This is a genomic window from Salinicola endophyticus (assembly GCF_040536835.1).
In the GTDB taxonomy this organism is placed as follows: Bacteria; Pseudomonadota; Gammaproteobacteria; order Pseudomonadales; family Halomonadaceae; genus Salinicola; species Salinicola endophyticus_A.
The window spans coordinates 2,917,406-2,937,372 of sequence record NZ_CP159578.1; the positions used below are offsets into that span (position 1 = coordinate 2,917,406).

Annotated in this window: 23 protein-coding genes; 7 read left to right on the top strand and 16 right to left on the bottom strand. The window is 60.3% G+C overall.

Features of this window, described 5'->3' with window-relative positions; translation table 11 throughout:
- Window positions 1-19: 19 nt before the first annotated feature.
- From ABV408_RS13080 to ABV408_RS13095, 4 genes are all read right to left on the bottom strand, one after another.
- The gene (locus ABV408_RS13080) at window positions 20-742 is read right to left on the bottom strand and encodes a phosphodiesterase (RefSeq protein WP_353979365.1); all 723 of its coding nucleotides are present in this window, start codon (window positions 740-742) and stop codon (window positions 20-22) included.
- Window positions 742-1,188 (bottom strand): DUF1249 domain-containing protein, encoded by a 447-nt coding sequence (locus tag ABV408_RS13085; protein WP_353979366.1) that lies wholly within the window; start codon window positions 1,186-1,188, stop codon window positions 742-744. Before ABV408_RS13085 ends, ABV408_RS13080 begins: the two co-directional genes overlap by 1 nt.
- A gap of 43 nt (window positions 1,189-1,231) precedes the next feature.
- Window positions 1,232-1,858 (bottom strand): NUDIX domain-containing protein, encoded by a 627-nt coding sequence (locus ABV408_RS13090; protein ID WP_353979367.1) that lies wholly within the window; start codon window positions 1,856-1,858, stop codon window positions 1,232-1,234.
- 294 nt (window positions 1,859-2,152) lie between these two features.
- The gene (locus tag ABV408_RS13095; RefSeq protein WP_353979368.1) at window positions 2,153-2,794 is read right to left on the bottom strand and encodes a hypothetical protein; all 642 of its coding nucleotides are present in this window, start codon (window positions 2,792-2,794) and stop codon (window positions 2,153-2,155) included.
- Window positions 2,795-2,967: 173 nt separating this feature from the next.
- On the opposite strand from ABV408_RS13095, the gene greB reads away from it, so the two are divergent.
- Window positions 2,968-3,501, top strand: coding sequence for a transcription elongation factor GreB (greB, locus tag ABV408_RS13100; RefSeq protein WP_353979369.1), 534 nt, complete (start codon window positions 2,968-2,970; stop codon window positions 3,499-3,501).
- A gap of 104 nt (window positions 3,502-3,605) precedes the next feature.
- On the top strand, window positions 3,606-4,850 hold the full coding sequence (locus ABV408_RS13105) for an HDOD domain-containing protein (RefSeq protein WP_353979370.1): 1,245 nt from the start codon (window positions 3,606-3,608) through the stop codon (window positions 4,848-4,850).
- Here ABV408_RS13105 and ABV408_RS13110 read toward each other — a convergent pair.
- Together ABV408_RS13110 and ABV408_RS13115 are read right to left on the bottom strand one after the other, a co-directional pair.
- On the bottom strand, window positions 4,834-5,838 hold the full coding sequence (locus ABV408_RS13110; RefSeq protein WP_353979371.1) for a methyltransferase: 1,005 nt from the start codon (window positions 5,836-5,838) through the stop codon (window positions 4,834-4,836). The two genes, ABV408_RS13105 and ABV408_RS13110, sit on opposite strands and share 17 nt — an antisense overlap.
- On the bottom strand, window positions 5,835-6,716 hold the full coding sequence (locus tag ABV408_RS13115; protein WP_353979372.1) for a methyltransferase domain-containing protein: 882 nt from the start codon (window positions 6,714-6,716) through the stop codon (window positions 5,835-5,837). Before ABV408_RS13115 ends, ABV408_RS13110 begins: the two co-directional genes overlap by 4 nt.
- 195 nt (window positions 6,717-6,911) lie before the next feature.
- Here ABV408_RS13115 and ABV408_RS13120 point away from each other — a divergent pair, with 195 nt between their 5' ends.
- Entirely contained in the window at window positions 6,912-7,448 is a 537-nt protein-coding gene (locus ABV408_RS13120; protein ID WP_353979373.1) for an HPP family protein, read from the top strand.
- Window positions 7,449-7,502: 54 nt separating this feature from the next.
- On the opposite strand, the gene ABV408_RS13125 is transcribed toward ABV408_RS13120, so the two are convergent.
- Window positions 7,503-8,009, bottom strand: a complete 507-nt coding sequence (locus ABV408_RS13125; RefSeq protein ID WP_353979374.1) for a GNAT family protein — start codon at window positions 8,007-8,009, stop codon at window positions 7,503-7,505.
- A 634-nt stretch (window positions 8,010-8,643) separates the two neighbouring features.
- Between ABV408_RS13125 and ABV408_RS13130 the strand changes: the two genes are divergently transcribed.
- Window positions 8,644-9,096 carry a GNAT family N-acetyltransferase gene (locus tag ABV408_RS13130; RefSeq protein ID WP_353979375.1) on the top strand — a complete coding sequence of 151 codons (453 nt, stop codon included), beginning with the start codon at window positions 8,644-8,646 and terminating at the stop codon, window positions 9,094-9,096.
- Window positions 9,097-9,204: 108 nt separating this feature from the next.
- Here the strand turns inward: ABV408_RS13130 and ABV408_RS13135 are convergent, their stop codons facing one another.
- The 3 genes from ABV408_RS13135 to ABV408_RS13145 all read right to left on the bottom strand — a co-directional run bounded on the left by ABV408_RS13135 (window position 9,205) and on the right by ABV408_RS13145 (window position 13,747).
- Window positions 9,205-11,097: an ATP-binding protein gene (locus tag ABV408_RS13135; protein WP_353979376.1), complete on the bottom strand. Its 1,893-nt coding sequence runs from the start codon at window positions 11,095-11,097 to the stop codon at window positions 9,205-9,207.
- A gap of 130 nt (window positions 11,098-11,227) precedes the next feature.
- Window positions 11,228-12,265, bottom strand: coding sequence for a DUF4062 domain-containing protein (locus tag ABV408_RS13140; RefSeq protein ID WP_353979377.1), 1,038 nt, complete (start codon window positions 12,263-12,265; stop codon window positions 11,228-11,230).
- A 939-nt stretch (window positions 12,266-13,204) separates the two neighbouring features.
- Entirely contained in the window at window positions 13,205-13,747 is a 543-nt protein-coding gene (locus ABV408_RS13145; protein WP_353979378.1) for a TetR/AcrR family transcriptional regulator, read from the bottom strand.
- Between the two features lie 140 nt (window positions 13,748-13,887).
- On the opposite strand from ABV408_RS13145, the gene ABV408_RS13150 reads away from it, so the two are divergent.
- The 3 genes from ABV408_RS13150 (at window position 13,888) to ABV408_RS13160 (ending at window position 15,692) form a co-directional block, all read left to right on the top strand.
- Complete coding sequence (locus ABV408_RS13150; RefSeq protein ID WP_353979379.1) at window positions 13,888-14,481, top strand: LysE family translocator; 594 nt, start codon at window positions 13,888-13,890, stop codon at window positions 14,479-14,481.
- Between the two features lie 479 nt (window positions 14,482-14,960).
- Entirely contained in the window at window positions 14,961-15,206 is a 246-nt protein-coding gene (locus ABV408_RS13155; RefSeq protein ID WP_353979380.1) for a DUF1654 domain-containing protein, read from the top strand.
- Between the two features lie 177 nt (window positions 15,207-15,383).
- Complete coding sequence (locus ABV408_RS13160; RefSeq protein ID WP_353979381.1) at window positions 15,384-15,692, top strand: hypothetical protein; 309 nt, start codon at window positions 15,384-15,386, stop codon at window positions 15,690-15,692.
- Between the two features lie 29 nt (window positions 15,693-15,721).
- Here the strand turns inward: ABV408_RS13160 and ABV408_RS13165 are convergent, their stop codons facing one another.
- The 6 genes from ABV408_RS13165 to ABV408_RS13190 all read right to left on the bottom strand — a co-directional run bounded on the left by ABV408_RS13165 (window position 15,722) and on the right by ABV408_RS13190 (window position 19,966).
- The gene (locus ABV408_RS13165) at window positions 15,722-16,492 is read right to left on the bottom strand and encodes a DNA adenine methylase (protein WP_353979382.1); all 771 of its coding nucleotides are present in this window, start codon (window positions 16,490-16,492) and stop codon (window positions 15,722-15,724) included.
- Window positions 16,443-16,637 carry a Com family DNA-binding transcriptional regulator gene (locus ABV408_RS13170; RefSeq protein ID WP_353979383.1) on the bottom strand — a complete coding sequence of 65 codons (195 nt, stop codon included), beginning with the start codon at window positions 16,635-16,637 and terminating at the stop codon, window positions 16,443-16,445. Before ABV408_RS13170 ends, ABV408_RS13165 begins: the two co-directional genes overlap by 50 nt.
- Before the next feature lie 149 nt (window positions 16,638-16,786).
- Window positions 16,787-17,224 (bottom strand): hypothetical protein, encoded by a 438-nt coding sequence (locus ABV408_RS13175; protein ID WP_353979384.1) that lies wholly within the window; start codon window positions 17,222-17,224, stop codon window positions 16,787-16,789.
- On the bottom strand, window positions 17,224-17,598 hold the full coding sequence (locus ABV408_RS13180; protein ID WP_353979385.1) for a hypothetical protein: 375 nt from the start codon (window positions 17,596-17,598) through the stop codon (window positions 17,224-17,226). The genes ABV408_RS13175 and ABV408_RS13180 overlap by 1 nt, the downstream gene beginning before the upstream one ends.
- A gap of 5 nt (window positions 17,599-17,603) precedes the next feature.
- The gene (locus ABV408_RS13185) at window positions 17,604-19,091 is read right to left on the bottom strand and encodes a hypothetical protein (protein ID WP_353979386.1); all 1,488 of its coding nucleotides are present in this window, start codon (window positions 19,089-19,091) and stop codon (window positions 17,604-17,606) included.
- Complete coding sequence (locus ABV408_RS13190; protein WP_353979387.1) at window positions 19,091-19,966, bottom strand: hypothetical protein; 876 nt, start codon at window positions 19,964-19,966, stop codon at window positions 19,091-19,093. The genes ABV408_RS13185 and ABV408_RS13190 overlap by 1 nt, the downstream gene beginning before the upstream one ends.
- Window position 19,967: the final 1 nt, after the last annotated feature.

Consider the following 19,967-nt stretch of genomic DNA (forward strand, 5'->3'; position numbering starts at 1 on the left):
GCGCTGCCGCCGGGCGACGCTACAGCTCGACACGCTCGATCCAGGTCGACAGCCGATCGCCTTCGAGGTCGACCACCCGCAGCCCGGGGCGGGCGGCTTCGTCGACGCTGAATTCGTGGCTGCCAGGGAGGAACTGATCGGAGGTGGCGGGACAGCCGTAGACCGCCACCAGCCCCTGCCAGGCGGCAAAGGCTTGGTGAATGTGGCCGCACAGGACCGCCCTCACCTGCGGATAGGGCGCCAGGGTCTGCCAGAAGGCATCCCGATCCTCGAGCCCGATCGCATCCATCCACACCGAGCCGATGGCAATCGGCGGATGATGCATCGCGATCAGCGTGGGTCTGTCGTCGTCTTCGAGCTGTGCGGCCAGATGCTGTAGCTGGGCCTGCCCGACTGCCCCGCCCGGCTGTCCGCTGATCCGCGTGTCCAGTAGCAGGATGCGCCAGCGCTCGAGATCGATCTCATCCAGCGCCGGCTGCCACTCCGCCATCAGCTCCGGCTGATCATGGTTACCGGGAATCCAGAACCAGGGGCAGCCCAACCGCGCGAAGGCTTCGCTGGCCAGACGGTAGGTCGCGGAGGTCTCGTCCTGGGAGACGTCGCCGGTGACCAGCAGCACATCGGGGCGCAGTTGCGCCGCCCGGCGTACAACGGCCTGGAGCTGACGCAGCGGAAAACCCTTGCGCGAGGTCCCTTCGGGATCGGCGAGCAGATGGCAATCGGTAATCTGAATCACGCGCATCAGGGGGCTTCCGGGACACCGGCCGCGTGACCATGGGCGAGGCCGTGCTGCAGCCACTCCCCCAGAAAGCGATTGAGCTGGAGCTTCTCATCGGGCTGGTGCATGCGCGGATTGGGGTAGCGATAGCGGCCCTCGAAGTGGCGCTGACGCTGAAAGTCGGTGACCTCGGCCATATTGGCGTCGTGATAGAGGTGCACGGTCATGCGCGGCGAGTCGATGAAGCCATCCAGCACGCCGGTCTGCGAAACCCGGGCGATCGTGGTGTAGGGCGCCTGTTCCAGCACTTCGAGCCACAGGGTGCCGAAGCGCGCACGCTCACCTGCGAGAGGCACTTCGCGCACCTCTCCCGCGGCCATGTCGGCCACCAGCCGGCACAGCCTCACGTAGTTGCTGCTGCACTCCGCCTGCAGTGCCTTGAGATCAGTGACATAGGCGGTCTTGACCATATTTTTCTCCTGCGAGGGCCTGGCGTCGACCGCGATGAAGCCGCTATGACCGTGCTCTCAGCCCTGCGCGTTCCCGCGCCAGCCAGTGAAAACCGATCAACGCCATGGCATTGTCCAAATCACCCGCCATCAGCCGATCCCAGGCTTCCGGGAACGGCATGACGTGAACCAGAATGTCTTCGTGCTCGGTGTCTAGCCCGTGCACGCCGCCCAAGCCCGAGCTGTCGATCAAACCACAGAACATCGTCACTTGCTCGGTGCAGGCACCTGGACTGGGATAGTACCGGTGTAGCTCGATCAACTCATCAATCTCGCACCCGGCTTCTTCCTGCGCTTCACGGCGTGCCACCTCGGCCGGCGACTCGCCGGCCTCGACCAGCCCCGCCACGGGTTCCAGTTTCCAGGGTGAGCGCGCATCGTCGAGCGCCCCCGCCCGGATCTGCTCTACCAGCACGACGCGGTCGAGCGCCGGATCGTAGAGTAGTACCCCCACGGCATCGCGGCGAACATGAACCTCACGGTCCACTGTCTCGCTCCAGCCACCGTTGAAAAGGCGGTGACGCAGACGCCGCTTCTCCAGCGCAAAGAACCCGTCATAGATCAGCTCGGTCTCCACCCGCTCCACATCATCGGCATCGAACCGGCCCGGCTCTTGGGGATGCTGCGCCATGCCTCTGCTCCTGTCATCGGTAGCCTCCCTCTATTGAGGCAGATAACCGGCATTCCAACCACTACCGTCGGCGCCATGCGCGGACATGGCCCAGCCGCCCGGAACGCCAACCTTCGCATGCAGCGGCCGGTAGCGGCGGACAGCAAGAGGAAAGAATACCGGTCTAGGAGCAGAAGATATCAGTAGCGGCGCCATACGACGAACCGGGGAGCGTCGGCATAGACGCTCCCCGGTAGCGGAGGATAGCGAAAGATGACGCGGCAGGGTCGAAGACCCGGCGCGGTCGCGGATTGCTCAGCCGTGCCGCGCCAGCCATTGCCGCACTTCCTGGCGCAGCGCCTCGTCCGAGGCTCTACCCTTGCGCGCCTGCCCTTCCACCGCACGCTCGGCGTACTGGCGAGCCTCGGCATGCTGGCCCTGATCTTCCAGGTACTGCGCATAGTAGAAGTTGGTATCGATGCCGTCGGGGCGAATCTCCACCGCGCGCTTCAACAGTTCCCCGGCCTTGTCGTCGTCGCCGAAGGCGATGGGCCAGCCCGGCGCGTGCTGATAGAGCGCACCCAGGGTGACATAGGCCGAGCCATTCTCGCCCTGAGGGTCGATCTGGATCGCCCGCTCCAGCGCCTTGCGCGCCTGCTTGGCCAGATCCAGCGCCCCCAGGCCCCCCTTGGCCTTGGCGTAGGAGGCCAGGACCACGCCCTGCGCCGTCAGCACGTGGGCATTGCCGGGGTAGCGCTGGGCCAGCGCGTCGACCTCTTTGGTCAGGCTCTCGAAGGCCCGCTGCTGGGCATCGCCCTGCATCTCGTACTCGACGTTGCCCCAGCGCTGCATCAGCGGGAAGAGCTCGTTCTGCTGGGCTGCGGCACTGCCGATCAGCCCCGCGCTGAGCACTACCCCAGCGGTGATCCCCATCATCGTCTTGGCAAAGCGTGGCATGAGTCGTCGCTCCGGTTGCGATCCTGGGAAAAATCTAACGAGCGTTTGAATGCACGACCATTGTGTTTTAGTCGCATGCGACGCCGGGGGGCTTGCGCGCGTGGTCGTGGCGCCGTTCGATGCGTTAATCTAGATAGCCAGCCACTCTTAGCAAGCCCCTCCAGAGACAACGCATGCAAGGACGCAACATGACCCGCTGGCGCGATCCCAAGAAGGACCCGCGCCAGGAGAAAAAGAGCAACCTGATCACCCCTCAGGGTTATGATCGATTGCAGGGCATCCATGACCATCTCTCGCGGGTCAAACGCCCCCAGCTCTCGGCCAAGGTAGGCGAAGCCGCCGCGCTGGGCGACCGCAGCGAGAATGCCGACTACACCTATAACAAGAAAGAGCTCAATCGGGTCATAGCGCGCATCCGCTATCTGCGCAAGCGCCTCGACGAGCTGCAGGTGGTCGATCGCTTGCCCGCAGACACCGGCAAGGTCTACTTCGGCGCTTTCGTCACCCTCGAGGACGACACCGGCGAGGAGCTGTCGATCCGTCTGGTCGGTCACGACGAGACCGACACTGACAAGCACTGGATCAGTATCGACGCGCCGCTGGCCCAGGCCGCACTGGGCAAGGCGCTGGACGACGACGTGGTGGTCGCTGCACCGGGCGGCGAGACCCACTACATCATCACCGCGATCGACTACGCCCCGGGCTGAATCGGGCCTCCCACTAGAGCCGCCTTCACATTGATCAGCAACGGCCGATATGACGCCCCGCAGGGGCAGCAGCGGCCAGGCCCGACACTCATGAGGAGCTTGCCATGTCAGCGCTCTCCGACCCTCATCAGACCTCGGTGCTGTTCGCGCGTCAGCCGATCTTCGACAGCTCGCGCGAGATCGTCGCCTTCGAGCTGCTGTTCCGCCCCACCGACGGCGGCCCCATGCCGCTGCCCTTCGACGGCAACCGCGCCACCAGCACAGTGCTGCTCAACGCCTTCACCCAGGGCGACCTGAAAACTGTCGGCCAGGGCAAGCAGCTCTACGTCAACTTCACCGCAGATACCCTGGCCGGCGAGATTCCCTTCGACAACGTGCACATGGTAGTGGAGATCCTCGAAGACACGCCCTGCACCGACGCCGTGTGCCAGCGGCTCATAGAGCTGCGCGCACAGGGCTTCACCCTGGCGCTGGACGACTACACCGAGCACGACGCCACCCACCCGTTCCTGCCACTGGTGGATGTCGTCAAGCTGGAGTACCCGCACTACTCGAACGATGAGTTCTACTGGATCATCACCCAGCTGCGCCGACACCACCCGCACCTCAAGCTGCTGGCCGAGAAGCTCGAGACCGAAGCGGAGCTGGAGCACTGCCTGGAAGTCGGCTGCGACTATTTTCAGGGCTACTTCCTGGCACGCCCGCAGATCATTCACGGCAAGCCAGTGACCACCGCCCGCCTGACTATTCTCAAGCTGATCACCGAACTCAATCAGCCCGATATCAGCACGCGCGATGTCGCCGCAACGATCGAGCGCGACCCGGCACTCGGCATGCGCCTGCTGCGCCTGGTCAATACCACGCAATACCAGCGCGCCGGCGAGATCGACTCGCTGCATCAGGCGGTGACGCTGATCGGCACTCAGCGCATCCGCAGCCTGGCCACGCTGCTGGCCCTCAGCGAGCTGAACGACAAACCCCACTCGCTGCGCCAGCTGGCGCTCACCCGAGCCAGCCTGTGCCGGGAGCTGGCGATCGACGACCCGCAGCGCTCCGAGCGCGCCTTCATCGTCGGCCTGTTCTCCTATCTGGAGGCGTTCTTCGACCGCCCGCTGAAGGATCTGGTCGCCATCCTGCCGCTGCACGCCTCGATCAACGCTGCCCTGCTGCAGCAGGAGGGGCCGCTGGGTGCGTTACTCGACACCGCGATCAAGCTGGAGCACGGCGACTGGAACGAGATCCCCTGGGCGCGGCTACAAGCCCTCGGCATCCAGCCCACCGACGTCGGTGCCGCCAACCAGCGCGCGCTGAAAATCGTCGGCGAGCTGCAGGCTAGCGGCGGCTTTTGACCGCGCGGTAAACCCGATAACGGCGGTCATCAGCAAGGGTTTCGAACTCGCCGAACGCCGCCGTCAGCCAATCGGGATACGGCAGGAAGGCGTTGACCACCAGCAGCAGCACCCCACCGGCCTCGAGATGCGCCGGCGCCTCCTCGATCAGACGCGCCGCCGGGCCATAGTCGACCGCCCGCTCCTGATGGAACGGCGGATTGCTGACGATCAGCGCGAAGCGCTCCGGCACCGCCTGGAACACATCGCTCTGGCGCGCCTCCCCCGCAAGCTGATTGAGCGCCAGGGTGCGCTGGGTCGCCGCCACCGCAAAGGCACTAACATCGGTGGCCGTCACCGCCTGGCCACGGCGCGAAAGCCACGCCGCCAGGATGCCGTCACCGCAGCCGATATCCAGGGTGGGCCCGGCGGGCAGCTCACCGCGCTCGGCGAGTGTTTCCAGCGTCTCCAGCAGCAGCCGGGTGCCATCATCGAGCTTGCCGTGGCCGAACACCCCGGGGTGGGTCGCCAGCGCCATCCCGTGGGTCTCGAAGCGTTCCCAGCCCGCCTCCGGGTCGGGCGTACCCTCTCCCGCCTCGGTCGCGAACAGGGTGCAGCGGCGGGCGTTATCCAGCTTGCGGCAGGCGTGCCCCATGGCTGCGAGCACCTTGGGCACCCGCTTGATTCCGCCCTGGTGCTCACCGACGACCTGGATCGGCGTGCCGCCGGGCAGGGTCGCGCTCAGGGTGCGTAGCCACCACTCGCCCAGGGCGTGGCTCTTGGGCCAGAAGAGCACCGCGCCGGGGGGCGCCAGTGGTGGCAGCGCCAGCTCCGCGTGGGCTTCGCGCCCGGCCGCCCGCCACGCGTTCACCACGCCGAGATCGGCGCTCCACACCACGCCCTCGCCGCTCTCCAGCCAGCTATCCCGTGGTGGCGCCACCCATAGCCAGCCGCGATAATCCGCGTCCTGGCGCGCCAGCAGTTCACACGGGGGCGTTTGTGCCTTCATCGGCTCTCTCCTTGCAGGTGCGGGTCTCGCGGGGGTTCGCTTCCGGCGGGAACAGCGGGACGGATCAGATAGTGCAGGTAGCGGCCCAGACGCCAGTGCGGCTCGGTCTCGCAGTAGCGGCGCTCCAGCGCAATCAGCTTGGCCAGGTCGGCCTCGCTGGGCTCGCGCTCGCGCAGGTAGTCATGGAAGATGCGCACCCCGGCGACACGCTCGATCTCGAGCCCGCAGGCTTGGCACCAGCGCACGATATCGGCATGGGTCAGCGGCGAGATCGGCGTCAGCCGCTGGCGCTGACCGGTACCCGACAGGCGATCCTCCAGGGCCTTGTCGAGATTGCCCTTGACCACGTTGGAAAACCGCAGCGCATCGCGGTTGAACACCATCAGCGACAGCCGCCCCTGCGGCGCCAGCAGTGTCGCGAGCTGGCGCAGCCCGGCTGCGGGGTCGGCCAGCCACTCCAGCACCGCATGGCACACCACCAGTGGCCAAGGCCCGGGGGCCAGCTCGCCGAGCGCCTGCAGTGGCGCCTGCAGCGCCTGCACCGGCATCGCCGACGGAGTTTGCGCCAGGGTCTCACGGGCCCGGGCCAGCATCTCGGCGGAGGGCTCCGCCAGGGTGACCCGATGCCCCCGCGCGGCGAGCCAGGCGCTCATCTGGCCCAGGCCGCCGCCGACATCCAGCGCCGCCGAACCATCCGCCGGCAGCGCCTGCTCGAGCAGCGGCGTCAGCACCGCCAGGCGGATATGCCCGCGCGCGCTGGCATACAGGCTGGAGGCGAACTTGTCGGCCAGACCGTCGAAGATACGGTCCTGCACCACCGGCACATCGTTGCCATGAAGACCACCGACAGGCGCGTCACTATCGGCGCGATCAGGCATGAAAAAGCTCGAACATGAACGGGCAAGCCCTGCATCTGGGAAGGCTGGGCATTGTAGCAATGCCCAGCGTGGGCGTCCCGGCGCGGCGGTCATGAGGCTATTGCCAGGGCGTATTTCCACGTATGGACACGAGCTGGCAAGATAGCGCGCCTTCGATCCCACCCATTGAATTCCACACATGGCGATACCTAACCCATGGTGAAGCAATATCTGAGCAAGATGAAAGGCGCCCCGGTCTCGCGCCCTGCCCCCAACTGGCGCGACGCGCTGTGGTCCTGGCTCGGCGCCTTTCTGGGCATGGCCGGCGTGGGCTGGCTCAGCACCCAGGCGACCCAGGCCCACCCGCTGCTGATGGTCGGCTCGTTCGGTGCCACCTCGGTGCTGCTCTACGCCGCACCGGAGAGCCCGCTGGCTCAGCCGCGCAATGTGCTCGGCGGCAACGTGCTCTCGGCGCTCTGCGGCTTCGTCACCTGGTCGCTACTGGGGGACGGCTGGATCGCCGCCGCGGTCGCGGTCTCCACCGCCATCCTGCTGATGCAGCTGACCCACACCCTGCACCCGCCCGGCGGCGCCACCGCACTGATCGCGGTGATCGGCTCGGGCGACCTGCACCAACTCGGCTGGATCTACGCCTTCTTCCCGGTCGGCCTCGGCTGCATCCTGATGCTCAGCGTGGCGGTGGTGATCAATAACCTCGCCCGGCACCGGCGCTATCCGCAGCACTGGTGGTGAGGTAGCCCAGATGTTTCCCAAACCGCAGATGACGAGCGCATCTGTGGGACTCTCTCAGACACCCCACTCTTCTGCGGTGATGGCATAGCGCTCATGGTCGCGCCATTCGCCATCGAGGCGCAGGTAGCGCGGCGAAAAGCCTTCACGGCGAAAGCCCAGGGATTGCACCAGACCGATCGAGCGGCGGTTGGCGGGTTGAATATTGGCCTCCAGCCGATGCAGGCCGTGCCTATCGAAGGCGCGGGTAATCACTTCGCCCAGCGCCTGCTTCATCCATCCCCTGCCCTGGTGCGGCGCAAAGCCGTAATAGCCCAGATAAGCGGATTGCAGCGCACCGCGGACGATCTCATTCAGGTTGATACAGCCGATCAGGCTGCCATCGGGGGCGATGGCGAGGTAGCTCACGTGGGTCTCCGCCGCGTAGCGGGAGAGGAAATCGGCGTAGGCCTGTGGCGTTTCCGGCGGAAAGACCCAGCCACCCAACAGCGGCTGGCTGTGCCGAACGGCGGCCAGAAAGGCCGACTGGTGCGCCTGCGTGGGGTGAACGAGTGTCAGCGTCATTAGGATCGGGCCTTTTCGAGATCCAGCCTACCCCTGCGAGCGTTACCGAGCCGGCCGGGGGCTTGCGGGGGCTGAAACGAAAATACCCGGCCCAAGGGGCCGGGTTCAAACGCAGGCCCAATCGGGCACCCACACAGGATAACGAATCTGACCGCCCGCCATAGGACCAGTTTTCTAAGACTATCTGGTCCATTTTCGTAAGATATCTCGCACAAGGCGAGGGTCGGTGGGCTATCTCAGGCCGCATGGGGCCGCTTCCCGAGCAGCGTCTTAGCGCTCGATGGCGATGTGGGAGCCGGTCAAGGGCGAGCAGCCTGGGGGCAGGGCCTCGTCACGCTCTCCCTTGCGATAAGCATGAAAAATCGAGGGAGAGGCCCAAAAAATCGCGCTGCCGCTGGCCCGACAGGATTCTATAATCACAGTTAAGTATATGTTTTTGCGATAGACTTCATAGGTTCGACAATCTAGACATACCACACGATATACCTCTCAGCCTCAAAAGCCGACCGTGCGGTTATCCATCGCACACCCCTTAGCCACGACTCCACGCCGCCAAGCCAGCTCGCCTGAGGCCACTGTGTGCCCCAAAATGCTCGCCCATAGGCTTTTCAGTCACAGCCAAGGGTATCGATCCATGTCAATTCAAGTGAGAGAAGCGAGAGAGACAGACATCGGGGAGATCTTCGCCATACGCACCAGCGTGGCGGAGAACCATCTTTCGCTCGAGCAGCTCGCCGAAATGGGCATCACACCTGAGACCATCGCCGCCGAGCTCGCTAAGGAACCTTGTCTTTGGGTTGCAGAGATTGATGGAGTACCCGTGGGCTTTTCAATGGTTCGTAATGAGACCGGGTGCGTGTTTGGACTGTTCGTCCGCGCCGACCATGAGGGGCGAGGCGTGGGCCGCAGTCTTCTCGAACGCGCCGAGCGCCACCTCTTCGCCACCTTCGACAAGATCTGGCTGGAAACCGAGATTGGCAGTCGAGCCTATGCGTTCTACGAGCGTGCCGGCTGGCTTCCCGTTGAAAAACGGGATCTTGGATTAATGAAGTTTGTCAAAGTCCGAACCGTGGCGAGTGACCTCTGAGTGGTAGCATTCGGCCAAAAGCGGGCGTTCAGCCAAAAGTGGATATAACGCCTCAAACATCGGCGCAGCTTTGCTGCGTCCGAATGCTTTGACTTGTTATATGAGACCTTATCGTGCCGCAAAATTACTTACTGCAGAAAGCCATGTATGGATATCACCATATCCACCGTTTTTCTTTAGTCTTTCTACAGTCATTTTTTCAACCACAATGGTATTCAGCGATTTTTTCTTATCACTTGCTTTCTCTTTCTTCTTTTCATCTGGCAACTCATCCCAGTTATTCGCGTTGAGCTCATTGAATTTCTTCGCTACTTCCGCAGGAACATCTATCTCATCGGTAATGTCACCAATGGCTACAGCTTGAGTTCCTTGGGCTGCATACGCTTCTTCTATTGCATCTGGATGAAGGTAATTCTCCAACTCATTCTTAACTGTGTTAAATGCCACCTTTGACGGATTTGGATCATCGTTTATTGCTTGAACTGCATCTCTGTAGGATGGTATATCGTTGTCGTACACATGAACCTCTGGCTTACCCAAACCATCAAGATGCTTTTGTTCAAGGTAATGTTTGAGAGCTGAACCGCCTGTAATTACATAGCCGACGCAATCAGTAGTATTCAAATCTAGAATCGTAGGATCGTGCTCTGAAAGAATCTTGCTATATCTTTTTAGGGCGTTTACATCATGATTCCCCTCAACATAGAGAAGAACCTTAACTCTGTCCGTTGGGTTAGGCAAAATGCCAAGCGCCGTAATGATTTTGTCGATTACTTCTTCGTTCTTAACGCCGTCTACGGCGCCGAGCTCTATTGCTATACCATTCTCTCCTTCGTTGGAGATGTATCTAAGTGACTCTGTGGGTATTTCTCTTGCCAAGTTTGCACTGTGCGTTGTAAACAGCACCTGTACGTTTTCAGAATTTGCGAGGTCAGAAAGCGAATCAATTATCATCCTCTGATGGTTGGGGTGCTGGGATGTCTCCGGCTCTTCAATAGCATAGATGATCGCGGGCGCACCAGATTCAGCTTTCCTCTTTTCTGCTTGAGCTTGAAAGAAACTCAAAATCACTAAGCGCCTAATCCCGCTACCGCGCTTGTTCAAAGGTATGCCAACATCATTTAAAAGAGTGAGGTCAAATATCTTGCTATAGCTTGGTGTTTTACCAAATTCCGAGCGAAGCCTTTCTGCTATTGATTCGTCAAAGTTCTTCAGTTTCTCGATGGTCCGACCTGCAACCTCTGTAGAGAATTCCCTGACCTTCTCTTCTACTCGATCCAGCAACTGCCGTATTTCATCAAGCGCTAGCGCTTCATCAACTGCAGCTTGCAGCGGGTTTTTAACGTCGCCATCTTTATCATCGAAAGACTTGTCAGATTTGAATAGAGAGTAAATTGGAAGGAGTTTTTTTATGGACTTCCACACAACCTTTAAATTGTCCTCATTGTCTACTCCCCCATCCACTTTCAGAAGGACTTCTTCTCTATCACCGCCAATTTGATTTCTAATAGCCTGCCGGATTGGTGGGTTTTTCCTCCTATTCACCCCCTCTAAGTCAACGTTCAATTCCTCAGCCAGGTTCTTCAATGGTGTATTTTTCAGGCTTAACAGGTTGGATAGACGAGCATCTCTAGGCTGACTGCAATTGAGATAGATCGAAGAGGTTTTCCTTGCCCCAAAGGTGAAGATTTTTCTTATTTCCAACTGACCTTCCGAGTTCAACAGACCTTCTTCTTCTGGTGAAGTTGGTTCGGTTGTATCCAGTACAACTTCCAGTGGCATTCCGCTGAAAACGCAAGTTATCTCTACAGCGTTCCCATTCGCTGTCGTTGACAAATCCCCAGCCTCAATTGAGTCATTAAAAAAGGCATCAAGTGCATCTAAAATCGCGGACTTCCCAATATCGTTACGACCGATTATTGCTGTTAGGTTGTTTACTTCGAGAATGGTTTCATCTCGATAGCAGCGAAAATTTTTTATGATCATGCGCATTAGTTGCATTCAAAGAATCTCTCTTTTTTTTGCGAAACGCTCATGACGAGCATATAACGCTTGCAGCATGCGGCCCACGAAATGGAGCCGAAGGCGCAATGTAGTGGGCGTCGCCGTGCCCGCACTGGTTGGCTATCACCTACTTTGCAGATGCTACGGCCCTCAATTGGTTCATCATAGTTACGCCATATGGAGATAGCTTCCAATACGTTGATTGGTCTTTTACGCTTCTATTTTTTACACTTTGAATAATCAACCCTAAGGCGCTCAACTGGATTAAAACGGTTTCAAACGCGCTCTGATCAATTGAAAAGTTTCTTGCTGCTCTATGACCCTTAAAGTCTTTATTTTGATTTACTGCCTCGAGCGCTAACCTTGATACAAACGTCTTAAGCCTTTGCTTAATTCTTAATGCGTCAGCTTCATGCATCATCAACGGAGATATTTCAGAAAATAGATCATTCCAAGTGACTTGGACAGGATATTCCCATGACCACGGAGTTCCATCCGAATCAGTAGAGTCAAAGCTACAATCTATTTCAAACTCCTCATCGCCCTTCGCTAGCTGTTCAGTTCCTGATGGAGCTTTAGTTTCATTTTCTTCGATTTCTTTTTCTAGCATCTCAATCTTATTTCTAAGCTTTAATATCTCTCTCGAAGCATCACCTGACATAACCTGGTCTCCCCGAACCCAGCCTATACCTGGATGCTTCTTCTGCAGCATGATCAAGCTTCTACTCACTACAGAGCCAAGCTCTTGAGGCGTCTGCCAGTACTTGCACATTCTTTTTTGGACAAGGTCACGGAAAGCCTCAAGTTTTTCTTTTCCTTCGCTAGATTTCTCGGCTTTTTTAACCGGGATCGACTCGGGATCTTTGTGAAGAAATGAAATCACAGGTTTTCCACTTTCGATAGCGTAACGGTATTCCATTTCAGTGTAACTAAGCCCTTCTGGAGAAACGCTTCCATAACGCCCACCGATTACCAGAAGATAATAGTCCGATTCTTCAATTACGCCCTTGATAAGCGACCACTGATCTTCGTTCGCGGCCGGAAATAACTCCATACCTGCAGGGATACAGTCGAGCTCTAATAATGCGTGCATAATTTCTTGTCGCTCTTCTACCAAATCTATGTAGGTAGAGCTTACAAAAACTTGATACTTTCTTTGCTCCATACACATGTACTCTAGACTTCAGATAGCCAACAGGTATTAGACAGCGCGCTCGTTTATTGACTTGAACGCGTACGCGAGTTCAAAAATGTTATGCTGCGCACTGTTTTCTCCATAACATAATGAAAAATCGACATATTAAGTATAGCTTGGCCATATAACATCAATCATAGTGCCGGCTGCATAACACCGATGAACGTGCAGGCAGCCTTTTTCAGCATGTCCGCTTTGGGTCGGAACCTGTCAGCCGTCTCAAGTCCTTTTAGGAACACTTATGGTATCAATCTGCCATACTTCGTTGCACTTCTCCATGCAGCACCACCACCTCTCATCGGTTAGTCTGCAAAACGCATCATTTCACGCTATTTCTCGCGCCCATAATCGGGCCGCTGCTCCAACACTGGCCCAACTTGGCGCTCTCTGTAACGCTGTATCAAAACCGACCCATTTAGCGCGCAGGCGGGACGGGGAGTCTACAGCGCGCCAGCGTCACAGGCAGAAATCCCGCGATTCAGCCCCCAAGTAGCGATCACCGTCGACCCTTTGTTGCCATACGGTAACACTTAGCACAAGTCTGTCTTTATTAGGAATACCCTCACACCCTGTCATTTGGTCGCATGTCGCAATCGGGCGTGTTATCCCCGAAATTGGCTTAGGGAAAAATGTTGCAGATATTTAGATAAATTCTTGGCGCTACCCAAGGCTCATATCAGCACCAGTGGGAGTACAACGTATGGTTTGTCGGAGGCTGCGCAATTGCTACCTCCTTTAGCTCACGGGCCGGGCGGGGTTCTGATCGTGCGAGAGGGAGACTGGCTCGGGAAGCAGTAGATGATCAAGATTGGCCACCAGTGCAACCCAGGGGGCACTGAGGCTATCGCACCCCGCTCCTATCGCGGGCTGAGCATGCTTGGGGAACCATCACTACGGATGAGGTGATGCTTACAGACTCAGCAGTCTGGCCGCTATCTGCTTGGCTCTCTCGACCGGTTCGAGATTGCCTTCGCGTAGTACGCCCATGACCGCGCCATCGATCAGTAGCTGAAAATCACTGGCAAGCTCTTCGCTCGGTGAGTAGCCGGCTTGCCGGAGCTGGCGAGCGATGATCTCTATCTGAGCCAGCTTGTGCGCTCTGGCGATGCGGTGGGTCTCGCTGCCCCGGTCGGCGGCTTCGACCATGGCGTTGATAAAGGCACAGCCCCGAAAATCGGCTTGCCCGTAGCGCTCGGCGACCACATCGAACACACCCAGAGGCGAGCCATCGCTTCCGGCAAGACCTGCCTCGAAGGCGGCCAGGGACCTCTCATTGCGGTGGCGTAGCACCGCATGCACCAGGGCATCCTTACTGTCGAAGTGACGGTAGAAGGACGCACGCCCCACGCCGGAGGTGTCGATCAGTTCGCTGATGCCGACCGCCTGGATGCCGCGTTGGTAGAAGAGCGCTTCCGCTGTCGCTATCAGTCGTTCACGCGCCTGTGTCGGCATGGTTTATCCCTTCTGTGAGATTGACATGGGATGGTAATGATCAGTACCGTCTTACGCAAACGGTACTGATCGGTTCCGAACGGCGATGACATGTCATCGCCGGTGTCGCTGCGAGAGACCGCACTCGGAGATGAAGGCTCATGTCGCCACTCACCACGCTCGCCATGACGGCAATGCTGTTGTTCGGCTCTCCGGGGCCGGGCCCCATGACCATCGTGGCGACATCCGCCACCTTTGGGGTGCGCAAGACGCTCTCGCTCTATGTGGGCATTCTGACCGGGCTGGCGATATCGATGGTGGCCGCTGCCCTGGGTCTGGCGGCGCTACTGGCAGCCTGGCCGAGTGCGAAGCTGACACTACAGATCGTGGGCGGGCTCTATGTGCTCTACCTCGCCTACCGCATCGCGACCACGCCACTCGACACTCACGCAGCCGAAGGCGCCCGCCTGACGATGCGCGATGGTGTCCTGCTCAACGTGCTCAACCCGAAGTCCTACGCGGTACTACTGGTGATCTACTCGCAGTTTCTGCTGCCGATCTCGCCAGCGGCCATCGCTTATGTGGCCACCATGGGGGTTTGCCTGGCGGTTGCCGTGTTCACCAATATCTTCTGGATGTGCGTCGGCGGCGCCATTCGGCCCCTTGTGCAGCGCCCTCTCTTCTCCCGGTTGCTACGTCTCACCTTCGCTCTGCTGATGATCGGCGCTGTCTTCTGGGCCTTCATACAGAGTTGAGCCCTCTTGATGTCCCGAGAGAGCCAAGACGGCTTGGTATATTCGATCTTTCGGATACCTAGCGGCACGTGGGTAGATGGCTGCGCGTCGAACGGAGAGCTATACCTGACTGCATACCCTGCATATGCCGAGTTTGGTGGGGCCTAGCGGGTAGCAAAAAGCGGGACAGTGAGGAAGGTCACTTGGTGCCCCCGATAGGATTCGAACCTATGACCTGCCCCTTAGGAGGGCGAAGCGCCATTATTCACACACTTTAAAATCAATCGCTTAGGTCATGCGGCCCCGTGACCACACGACAGAACGTGACGTAACCACGCGATTTTGCGACGCCGTAGCGCACGAAATAGTCACGCTACACCAAAGCACCTACCCGCCATCTATCCCACCCTTCACATCGCGGCCACCACGCAAGCCAGTCGACACTCGCCAACTCCTTCGCGATACTGTATGCAAATACAGTAATTGGGAGGCATCACCAGATGGCCAAGCCACGCAAACCCTCGAGCTATGAGCTGCTCGCCGAGCGCGTAAGGCACCAGATCACCGGCGCCAACAACCGCGGGGCGACGCAGGTGCGACTGGAGCGCTTCGACACCGAGAGCCCGGCAGACTGGGATCGTCTGCTCGAGGAGTTCGAGACCGTCGACTATGTGACAGTGACACGCACCGCCGACGGCGAGGCGCTGGTGAGCTGGAATCCGGCCGAGGCCGAGGCGGCGATGTGATCGAAGTCACCATCGGCGCTGGATGGGTAGAGGTCGAATGCGGTGCATGCGGAACCCGAGAGAGTACCGAGGCGAGAGAAGAGATCGCCGGCTTCGTGCTCGCCGGCGATGTTTTGGCGGGCGTCCACTGCTGCTGGTGTGGACGTGATGGGCGGGAGCTGCTGGAGGGCGAGAGCGATGAATTATCGAGCGGCGCTTGAGAGCTGGGCGCAGACCCGGCGCGACCGCGGCTGGCACGAGGGCCGGCCGCCGGCTGACCAGTGGATCGAGTACCACGCGACCCATGCACAGCTCGTCTACTCGGGCCGGTGCCGCATCGACGAGCTTGACCAGGACGACCGGCTGGCGATCGGCACCCACGCTCACATCATGCTCAATACCGGCCAAGCGCAGATCCGGTTCATGTTCTGGCGCCCGGCGGCGGCTGAGTCCCTATGGGGGCCGCGGTGCATGGACCTGATCAGCGGCGAGATCAAGCGCTGGTAGCATCGCCAACAGCGACCGCTCGCTCATATTTACGCCACAGGCCAGCTGCAGATAAGCACCTCCTTGGCCGACTTGGCTGCACCCGCCCCCACGGTATAGCGGATGTCGGCCGACTCGATGTGATAGCCAGCGAATATCCGGCGCACCTCGGGGTGGTCGTTGAGGCTCACGATAGCTCGCCCCTTGATCCGACCGATCATCTCCGCAATTTGCTCATACTGCTCGATGCCAAACTCGACACCATAACCCCCGGTGTCGAGATAGGGAGGGTCCATGTAGAACAGCGTGTGAGGGCGGTCGTAGCGCTCGACACAAGCCTGCCACGTCAGGTTCTCAATGAACGTCCGGGCAAGGCGCAAGTGAGCCTCGGAGAGGCTTTCCTCTAGCCTCAGCAGATTGAGCCCTGGCCGAGTCGTCGTGGATGTGCCGAAATTGTAGCTGCTCGGGTTGCCGCCGAAGGTAAGCCGCTGCAGGTAGTAGAATCGGGCCGCGCGCTGGATGTCAGTCAGCGTCTCCGGCCGCGTTATCTTCTCCCACTCGAAAATCTGTCGGCTCGTCAGCGCCCACTTGAACTGGCGCACAAACTCCTCGAGGTGGTTTTGCACGACGCGATAAAGATTGACCAGGTCGCCGTTGAGGTCGTTGATGACCTCAACCGGGGCCGGATCTTCACGCAGAAAGAACAGCGCAGCACCACCGGCGAATGGCTCGACGTAGCACTGGTGAGGCGGCATTAGCCGCGAGATACGCTTAGCGAGACGGCGCTTGCCGCCCATCCAGGGAATGATAGGTTTGGCCACGAGCGATACTCCGATTCCTGGGGCTCGTGGCCCTCTGGGTGTGAATGTGCCCGCACCGCGGGCATTTGATTTCGAGTAGCTGAAATTCGCTGGCACGCGCCAGCATGCGGTTACAGCGGCCGCAACGAATGTCGCTGATTGCCATGTCAAGCCTGTTGTCGCGTGGACGGTTGGCCTAGACTCACATCGCCTCGCGCGAGGCGGGGAGCCCTGGCCGGCTTGCAGGCATGGACTGCTTGTCGGGTCCGGCGCGCGGTGTTGCAGCACCCGTGCCGGTCGCTCCTCTCTTCTGGCCTATTCGGCCACTAACTTCTCCCACGTTACCGCCAGCGCCTCATCGGGCGTCTGGGCGTCGTTGATCGTCCATTCGCCGCGGTGGCGCACGCCGGTGAATTCCTGCCACTGAATCATCGCATCCGCGCGCGTCAGCACGGCGCGGCAGAGATCCGCCAGGGTCTCGGTGCCGGTGGTGCCGTTTCGCCCGCGCAAGATACCCGCCAGCGCCGGGGTGGCGGGTGCTTCGCCCTGCTCGCCGGCATCCAGCCACGCCTGGTACGCGGTGGCCTCGCTGAGCTGCTGGGTCCAGCCCAGCCGCTCGACCTCGGGGTAATCCCGAACCAGCGGCCGCGCCGCAGCGTCGTAAGCGTCATTGAGGCGCTTGAGGGCGACGGCCTGGGCCGCCGCCAGCTTCTCGGCATCCGTCGGCGCTGGGGTATGGGTGAAAGTGCCCATCAGATTGTTACCTCCCGTTCCTGCGTGAGCGCTTCCCAGGCCGCCAGCCGCTCGGCATAGTCCGCCTCGGGCTCGGGGTGGTAGTCGATGACTTCGCCGGCGTCGTCCGTTACCGGCGTGTGCTGCATCTCGCGTTCGGGGCGCGGGCCGTACCAGCCCAGCGCCCATACGGTCAGCTCACCGCCCGATTTCTCGGCGCGCAGGATCGGGCAGACCGGCAGCGTGTCGCTTGCGAAGCCGTCGAATTCGCCATCGGGGGCGTCGGTGAAATCGAAAGTGTCGGTATGCTCGCCGATGGTGACAGTCAACACCGGCCCGGCTGCCCTGTATTGAGCGGTATTGTCGCTTCGCTGGGGTAGCATGATCAGCTTCATAGCTCTTACTTCCACCTCCCTATAGCTTGCAGGAACACATAGGCTGCCGCGTTTTCTTCAAAAAAAGGTGCAGAAATGTCTGTCTTGAATATATCCACAAAGACATGCTGATTACTCGACTTGCTTATCAATGCCACCTGAACGCCATCTTTGTCATATGAGGGGTATAGCTTTTTATCGGAACCACCCGGGACATAGTTGTTAGCATACTCCATTGTTGCGAGCGGTCGCGGGTTAATCACCGCGTGCGGATATGTCCAGCGAAACTGCAAATAGCGCTCTGAAGACGACGACCTAACCGCCATCGCCTCGAAAGTCATCACCAGCGAACCATCAGCGTACTTGATGTAACGACCGTTGCTGTTCTCGCCGCTCTCGATGACGCCTGGTAGACCTGCGCCGACAGAGCCGACCATGTTTTTGTTGTTGACGAAGGTGAGCGCTTCAATACCGCCGTCAGCGGTTTTCCGCAGCGTGTATAGCGCAGTACTATCTGGAACAATCCACACCGCGTTAATCAGCGAGCCTGACTTGCGGGTCAGAGCGATACCACCATAGTAGTTGGACGACCCTGGCAGGCCCTCTGTGTTCGCGCCATTGAATTGAAAGAAAGTGCCATATTCAGGCAGATTAGCTGGCTCTGTGATGATTTGAGACCCTGCAGAGCCAATACCAAAAGCCCCCGCCTCCAGCAGCTCACCAGCGGCGGTACCCACATTCCGTGTCGCCGCTGTTCCAACTTCATTGGGCAGCCCCGAGCCGCGCCGATGCATGATGTCGGCGGCGTTCATCTGCGCGGCGGAATTCGCTGCCGCCGAGGCGCTATCCGCCGCCGCGGACGCACTATTGCCAGCACTAGTCGCACTCGCCTGGGCCGCTGTGTGGCTGTCTCTTGCTGCGTCGGCGCTGTTGACGGCTTTGGTCTCGCTGCCCTTGGACAGGTCAGCGCTGCGCGCGGCGGCGCTGGCACTATTGACCGCCAAGTCTTTGGCACTGGTCGCCGAATCGGCGCTGTCAGCCGCGCTGGTTTCGCTGGCCTTGGCAGCATCCTCGCTGGCCTTCGCGGCCGCGGCGCTATCGCTCGCCGCCGTCGCATCCTGGCCGGTTTGCACGCGATCGGCAGCCGTGGCCTGGGCATCGGCGGCGGCACTGTCGCGCGCATCGATCAGGGCTTGGCTAGAGCCGATACGCGCATTGGCCTCGGCCAGGGCGTCGGCGGTGGCCTGCTGGCTGCTCGCCGCGCGGTTGGCGCTGGTCGCGGCAGCGTTACGACTGGCCGCCGCTTCGTCGCGCAGGGTTTCGCACGCGGCGGCGAACTGCTGGGCCGCATCGGCGCGGCCCTTGGCGTATGCGGCCATCGATACCGCCCCCGACAGGCAGGGCACGAAGCGGGTCATATAGCCAATACCGTCGAGCCCGGTATTAGGGTCGGCGTCGTCGCTGTAGGTCTGGCCATCGCCGCCGTAGGCCGCCGGGAATGTGACTTCCGCCATTACAGGATCTCCTGCAGGTTGAGCTGGTTGGTGTAGGTGGTCTGGTAGGGGTGCACCAGCGGGTCGAGCGATGCCTGGCGCGCGATCATCGAACGCGCGAACTCGATCGGGCTGGGCTTGACGCTCTGCACGAACAGCACCTCGCCGACGATGTCCTGGGTGCGCTGCAGGCGGTGGATGCGCAAGAACGCCTCGTTTTCCGAAAGCCAGTCGAGGGAGAGCTGTACCGTGCGCTTGGGCGTGAAGCGCTCGAAATATTCGGTACGGCTGGCATCGCGGGCGGTGGTCACCTCGGTGCCGCTGTCGTAGCCGTACTGCGGCCCCAGGCTCATGTTGTATTCGGGCTGCCACGCATCGCTGACGAACACCCGGCCCAACGTCAGCGCGCCGTCGAGGTTGGATTCATCGAACAGCTCGACGTGTATCCGGCTGGCAATCTGCTGGTCGTCGAGAAACACGGTCAGCAGCGGCGTATAGCTGCGCCGGGTCTCCTCCTGCATGCGCCGGTTCCAGAAATTGGAATTACCCCACACCACGTCGCCGATGCCGTAGACGATCGGCCACACATCGCGGCGGCCGCTGTCCCACACCAGGTCGGCGCCGGCCTGGTCGCGGTAGACGCGCACCCGCACCTGCGCGGCTGCGCTCATGTTGTGCGCGGGAATCGCTACCACCGAGACGGGGCGGCGCTGGGGCAATACCAGGGTGAACTGCGTAGCGGCAGGGTCGAGCCCCGCGGTCTTGGCCACCACCGAAAAGCGCCGCTCCTGCACGTTGGCCAGCGGCAGCGTGTCGACGTAGGCGCCGCCGCTGAGCGTGGCGTCTTCGATGTAGTTGGGCCAGCCCAGTACCACACGCTTGGGGTCTAGTGCCATC

Bases quoted from the DNA above. Each gene is read 5' to 3' on its own strand.
- ABV408_RS13135 (WP_353979376.1), bottom strand. From the start codon at position 11,097: ATGCAACTAATGCGCATGATCATAAAAAATTTTCGCTGCTATCGAGAT.
- ABV408_RS13180 (WP_353979385.1), bottom strand. From the start codon at position 17,598: ATGAAGCTGATCATGCTACCCCAGCGAAGCGACAATACCGCTCAATAC.
- ABV408_RS13095 (WP_353979368.1), bottom strand. From the start codon at position 2,794: ATGCCACGCTTTGCCAAGACGATGATGGGGATCACCGCTGGGGTAGTG.
- ABV408_RS13155 (WP_353979380.1), top strand. From the start codon at position 14,961: ATGGCCAAGCCACGCAAACCCTCGAGCTATGAGCTGCTCGCCGAGCGC.
- ABV408_RS13115 (WP_353979372.1), bottom strand. From the start codon at position 6,716: ATGCCTGATCGCGCCGATAGTGACGCGCCTGTCGGTGGTCTTCATGGC.
- greB (WP_353979369.1), top strand. From the start codon at position 2,968: ATGCAAGGACGCAACATGACCCGCTGGCGCGATCCCAAGAAGGACCCG.
- ABV408_RS13190 (WP_353979387.1), bottom strand. From the start codon at position 19,966: ATGGCACTAGACCCCAAGCGTGTGGTACTGGGCTGGCCCAACTACATC.
- ABV408_RS13105 (WP_353979370.1), top strand. From the start codon at position 3,606: ATGTCAGCGCTCTCCGACCCTCATCAGACCTCGGTGCTGTTCGCGCGT.
- ABV408_RS13125 (WP_353979374.1), bottom strand. From the start codon at position 8,009: ATGACGCTGACACTCGTTCACCCCACGCAGGCGCACCAGTCGGCCTTT.
- ABV408_RS13170 (WP_353979383.1), bottom strand. From the start codon at position 16,637: ATGGCAATCAGCGACATTCGTTGCGGCCGCTGTAACCGCATGCTGGCG.
- ABV408_RS13160 (WP_353979381.1), top strand. From the start codon at position 15,384: ATGAATTATCGAGCGGCGCTTGAGAGCTGGGCGCAGACCCGGCGCGAC.
- ABV408_RS13140 (WP_353979377.1), bottom strand. From the start codon at position 12,265: ATGGAGCAAAGAAAGTATCAAGTTTTTGTAAGCTCTACCTACATAGAT.
- ABV408_RS13175 (WP_353979384.1), bottom strand. From the start codon at position 17,224: ATGGGCACTTTCACCCATACCCCAGCGCCGACGGATGCCGAGAAGCTG.
- ABV408_RS13185 (WP_353979386.1), bottom strand. From the start codon at position 19,091: ATGGCGGAAGTCACATTCCCGGCGGCCTACGGCGGCGATGGCCAGACC.
- ABV408_RS13090 (WP_353979367.1), bottom strand. From the start codon at position 1,858: ATGGCGCAGCATCCCCAAGAGCCGGGCCGGTTCGATGCCGATGATGTG.
- ABV408_RS13110 (WP_353979371.1), bottom strand. From the start codon at position 5,838: ATGAAGGCACAAACGCCCCCGTGTGAACTGCTGGCGCGCCAGGACGCG.
- ABV408_RS13080 (WP_353979365.1), bottom strand. From the start codon at position 742: ATGCGCGTGATTCAGATTACCGATTGCCATCTGCTCGCCGATCCCGAA.
- ABV408_RS13130 (WP_353979375.1), top strand. From the start codon at position 8,644: ATGTCAATTCAAGTGAGAGAAGCGAGAGAGACAGACATCGGGGAGATC.
- ABV408_RS13150 (WP_353979379.1), top strand. From the start codon at position 13,888: ATGTCGCCACTCACCACGCTCGCCATGACGGCAATGCTGTTGTTCGGC.
- ABV408_RS13120 (WP_353979373.1), top strand. From the start codon at position 6,912: ATGGTGAAGCAATATCTGAGCAAGATGAAAGGCGCCCCGGTCTCGCGC.
- ABV408_RS13085 (WP_353979366.1), bottom strand. From the start codon at position 1,188: ATGGTCAAGACCGCCTATGTCACTGATCTCAAGGCACTGCAGGCGGAG.
- ABV408_RS13145 (WP_353979378.1), bottom strand. From the start codon at position 13,747: ATGCCGACACAGGCGCGTGAACGACTGATAGCGACAGCGGAAGCGCTC.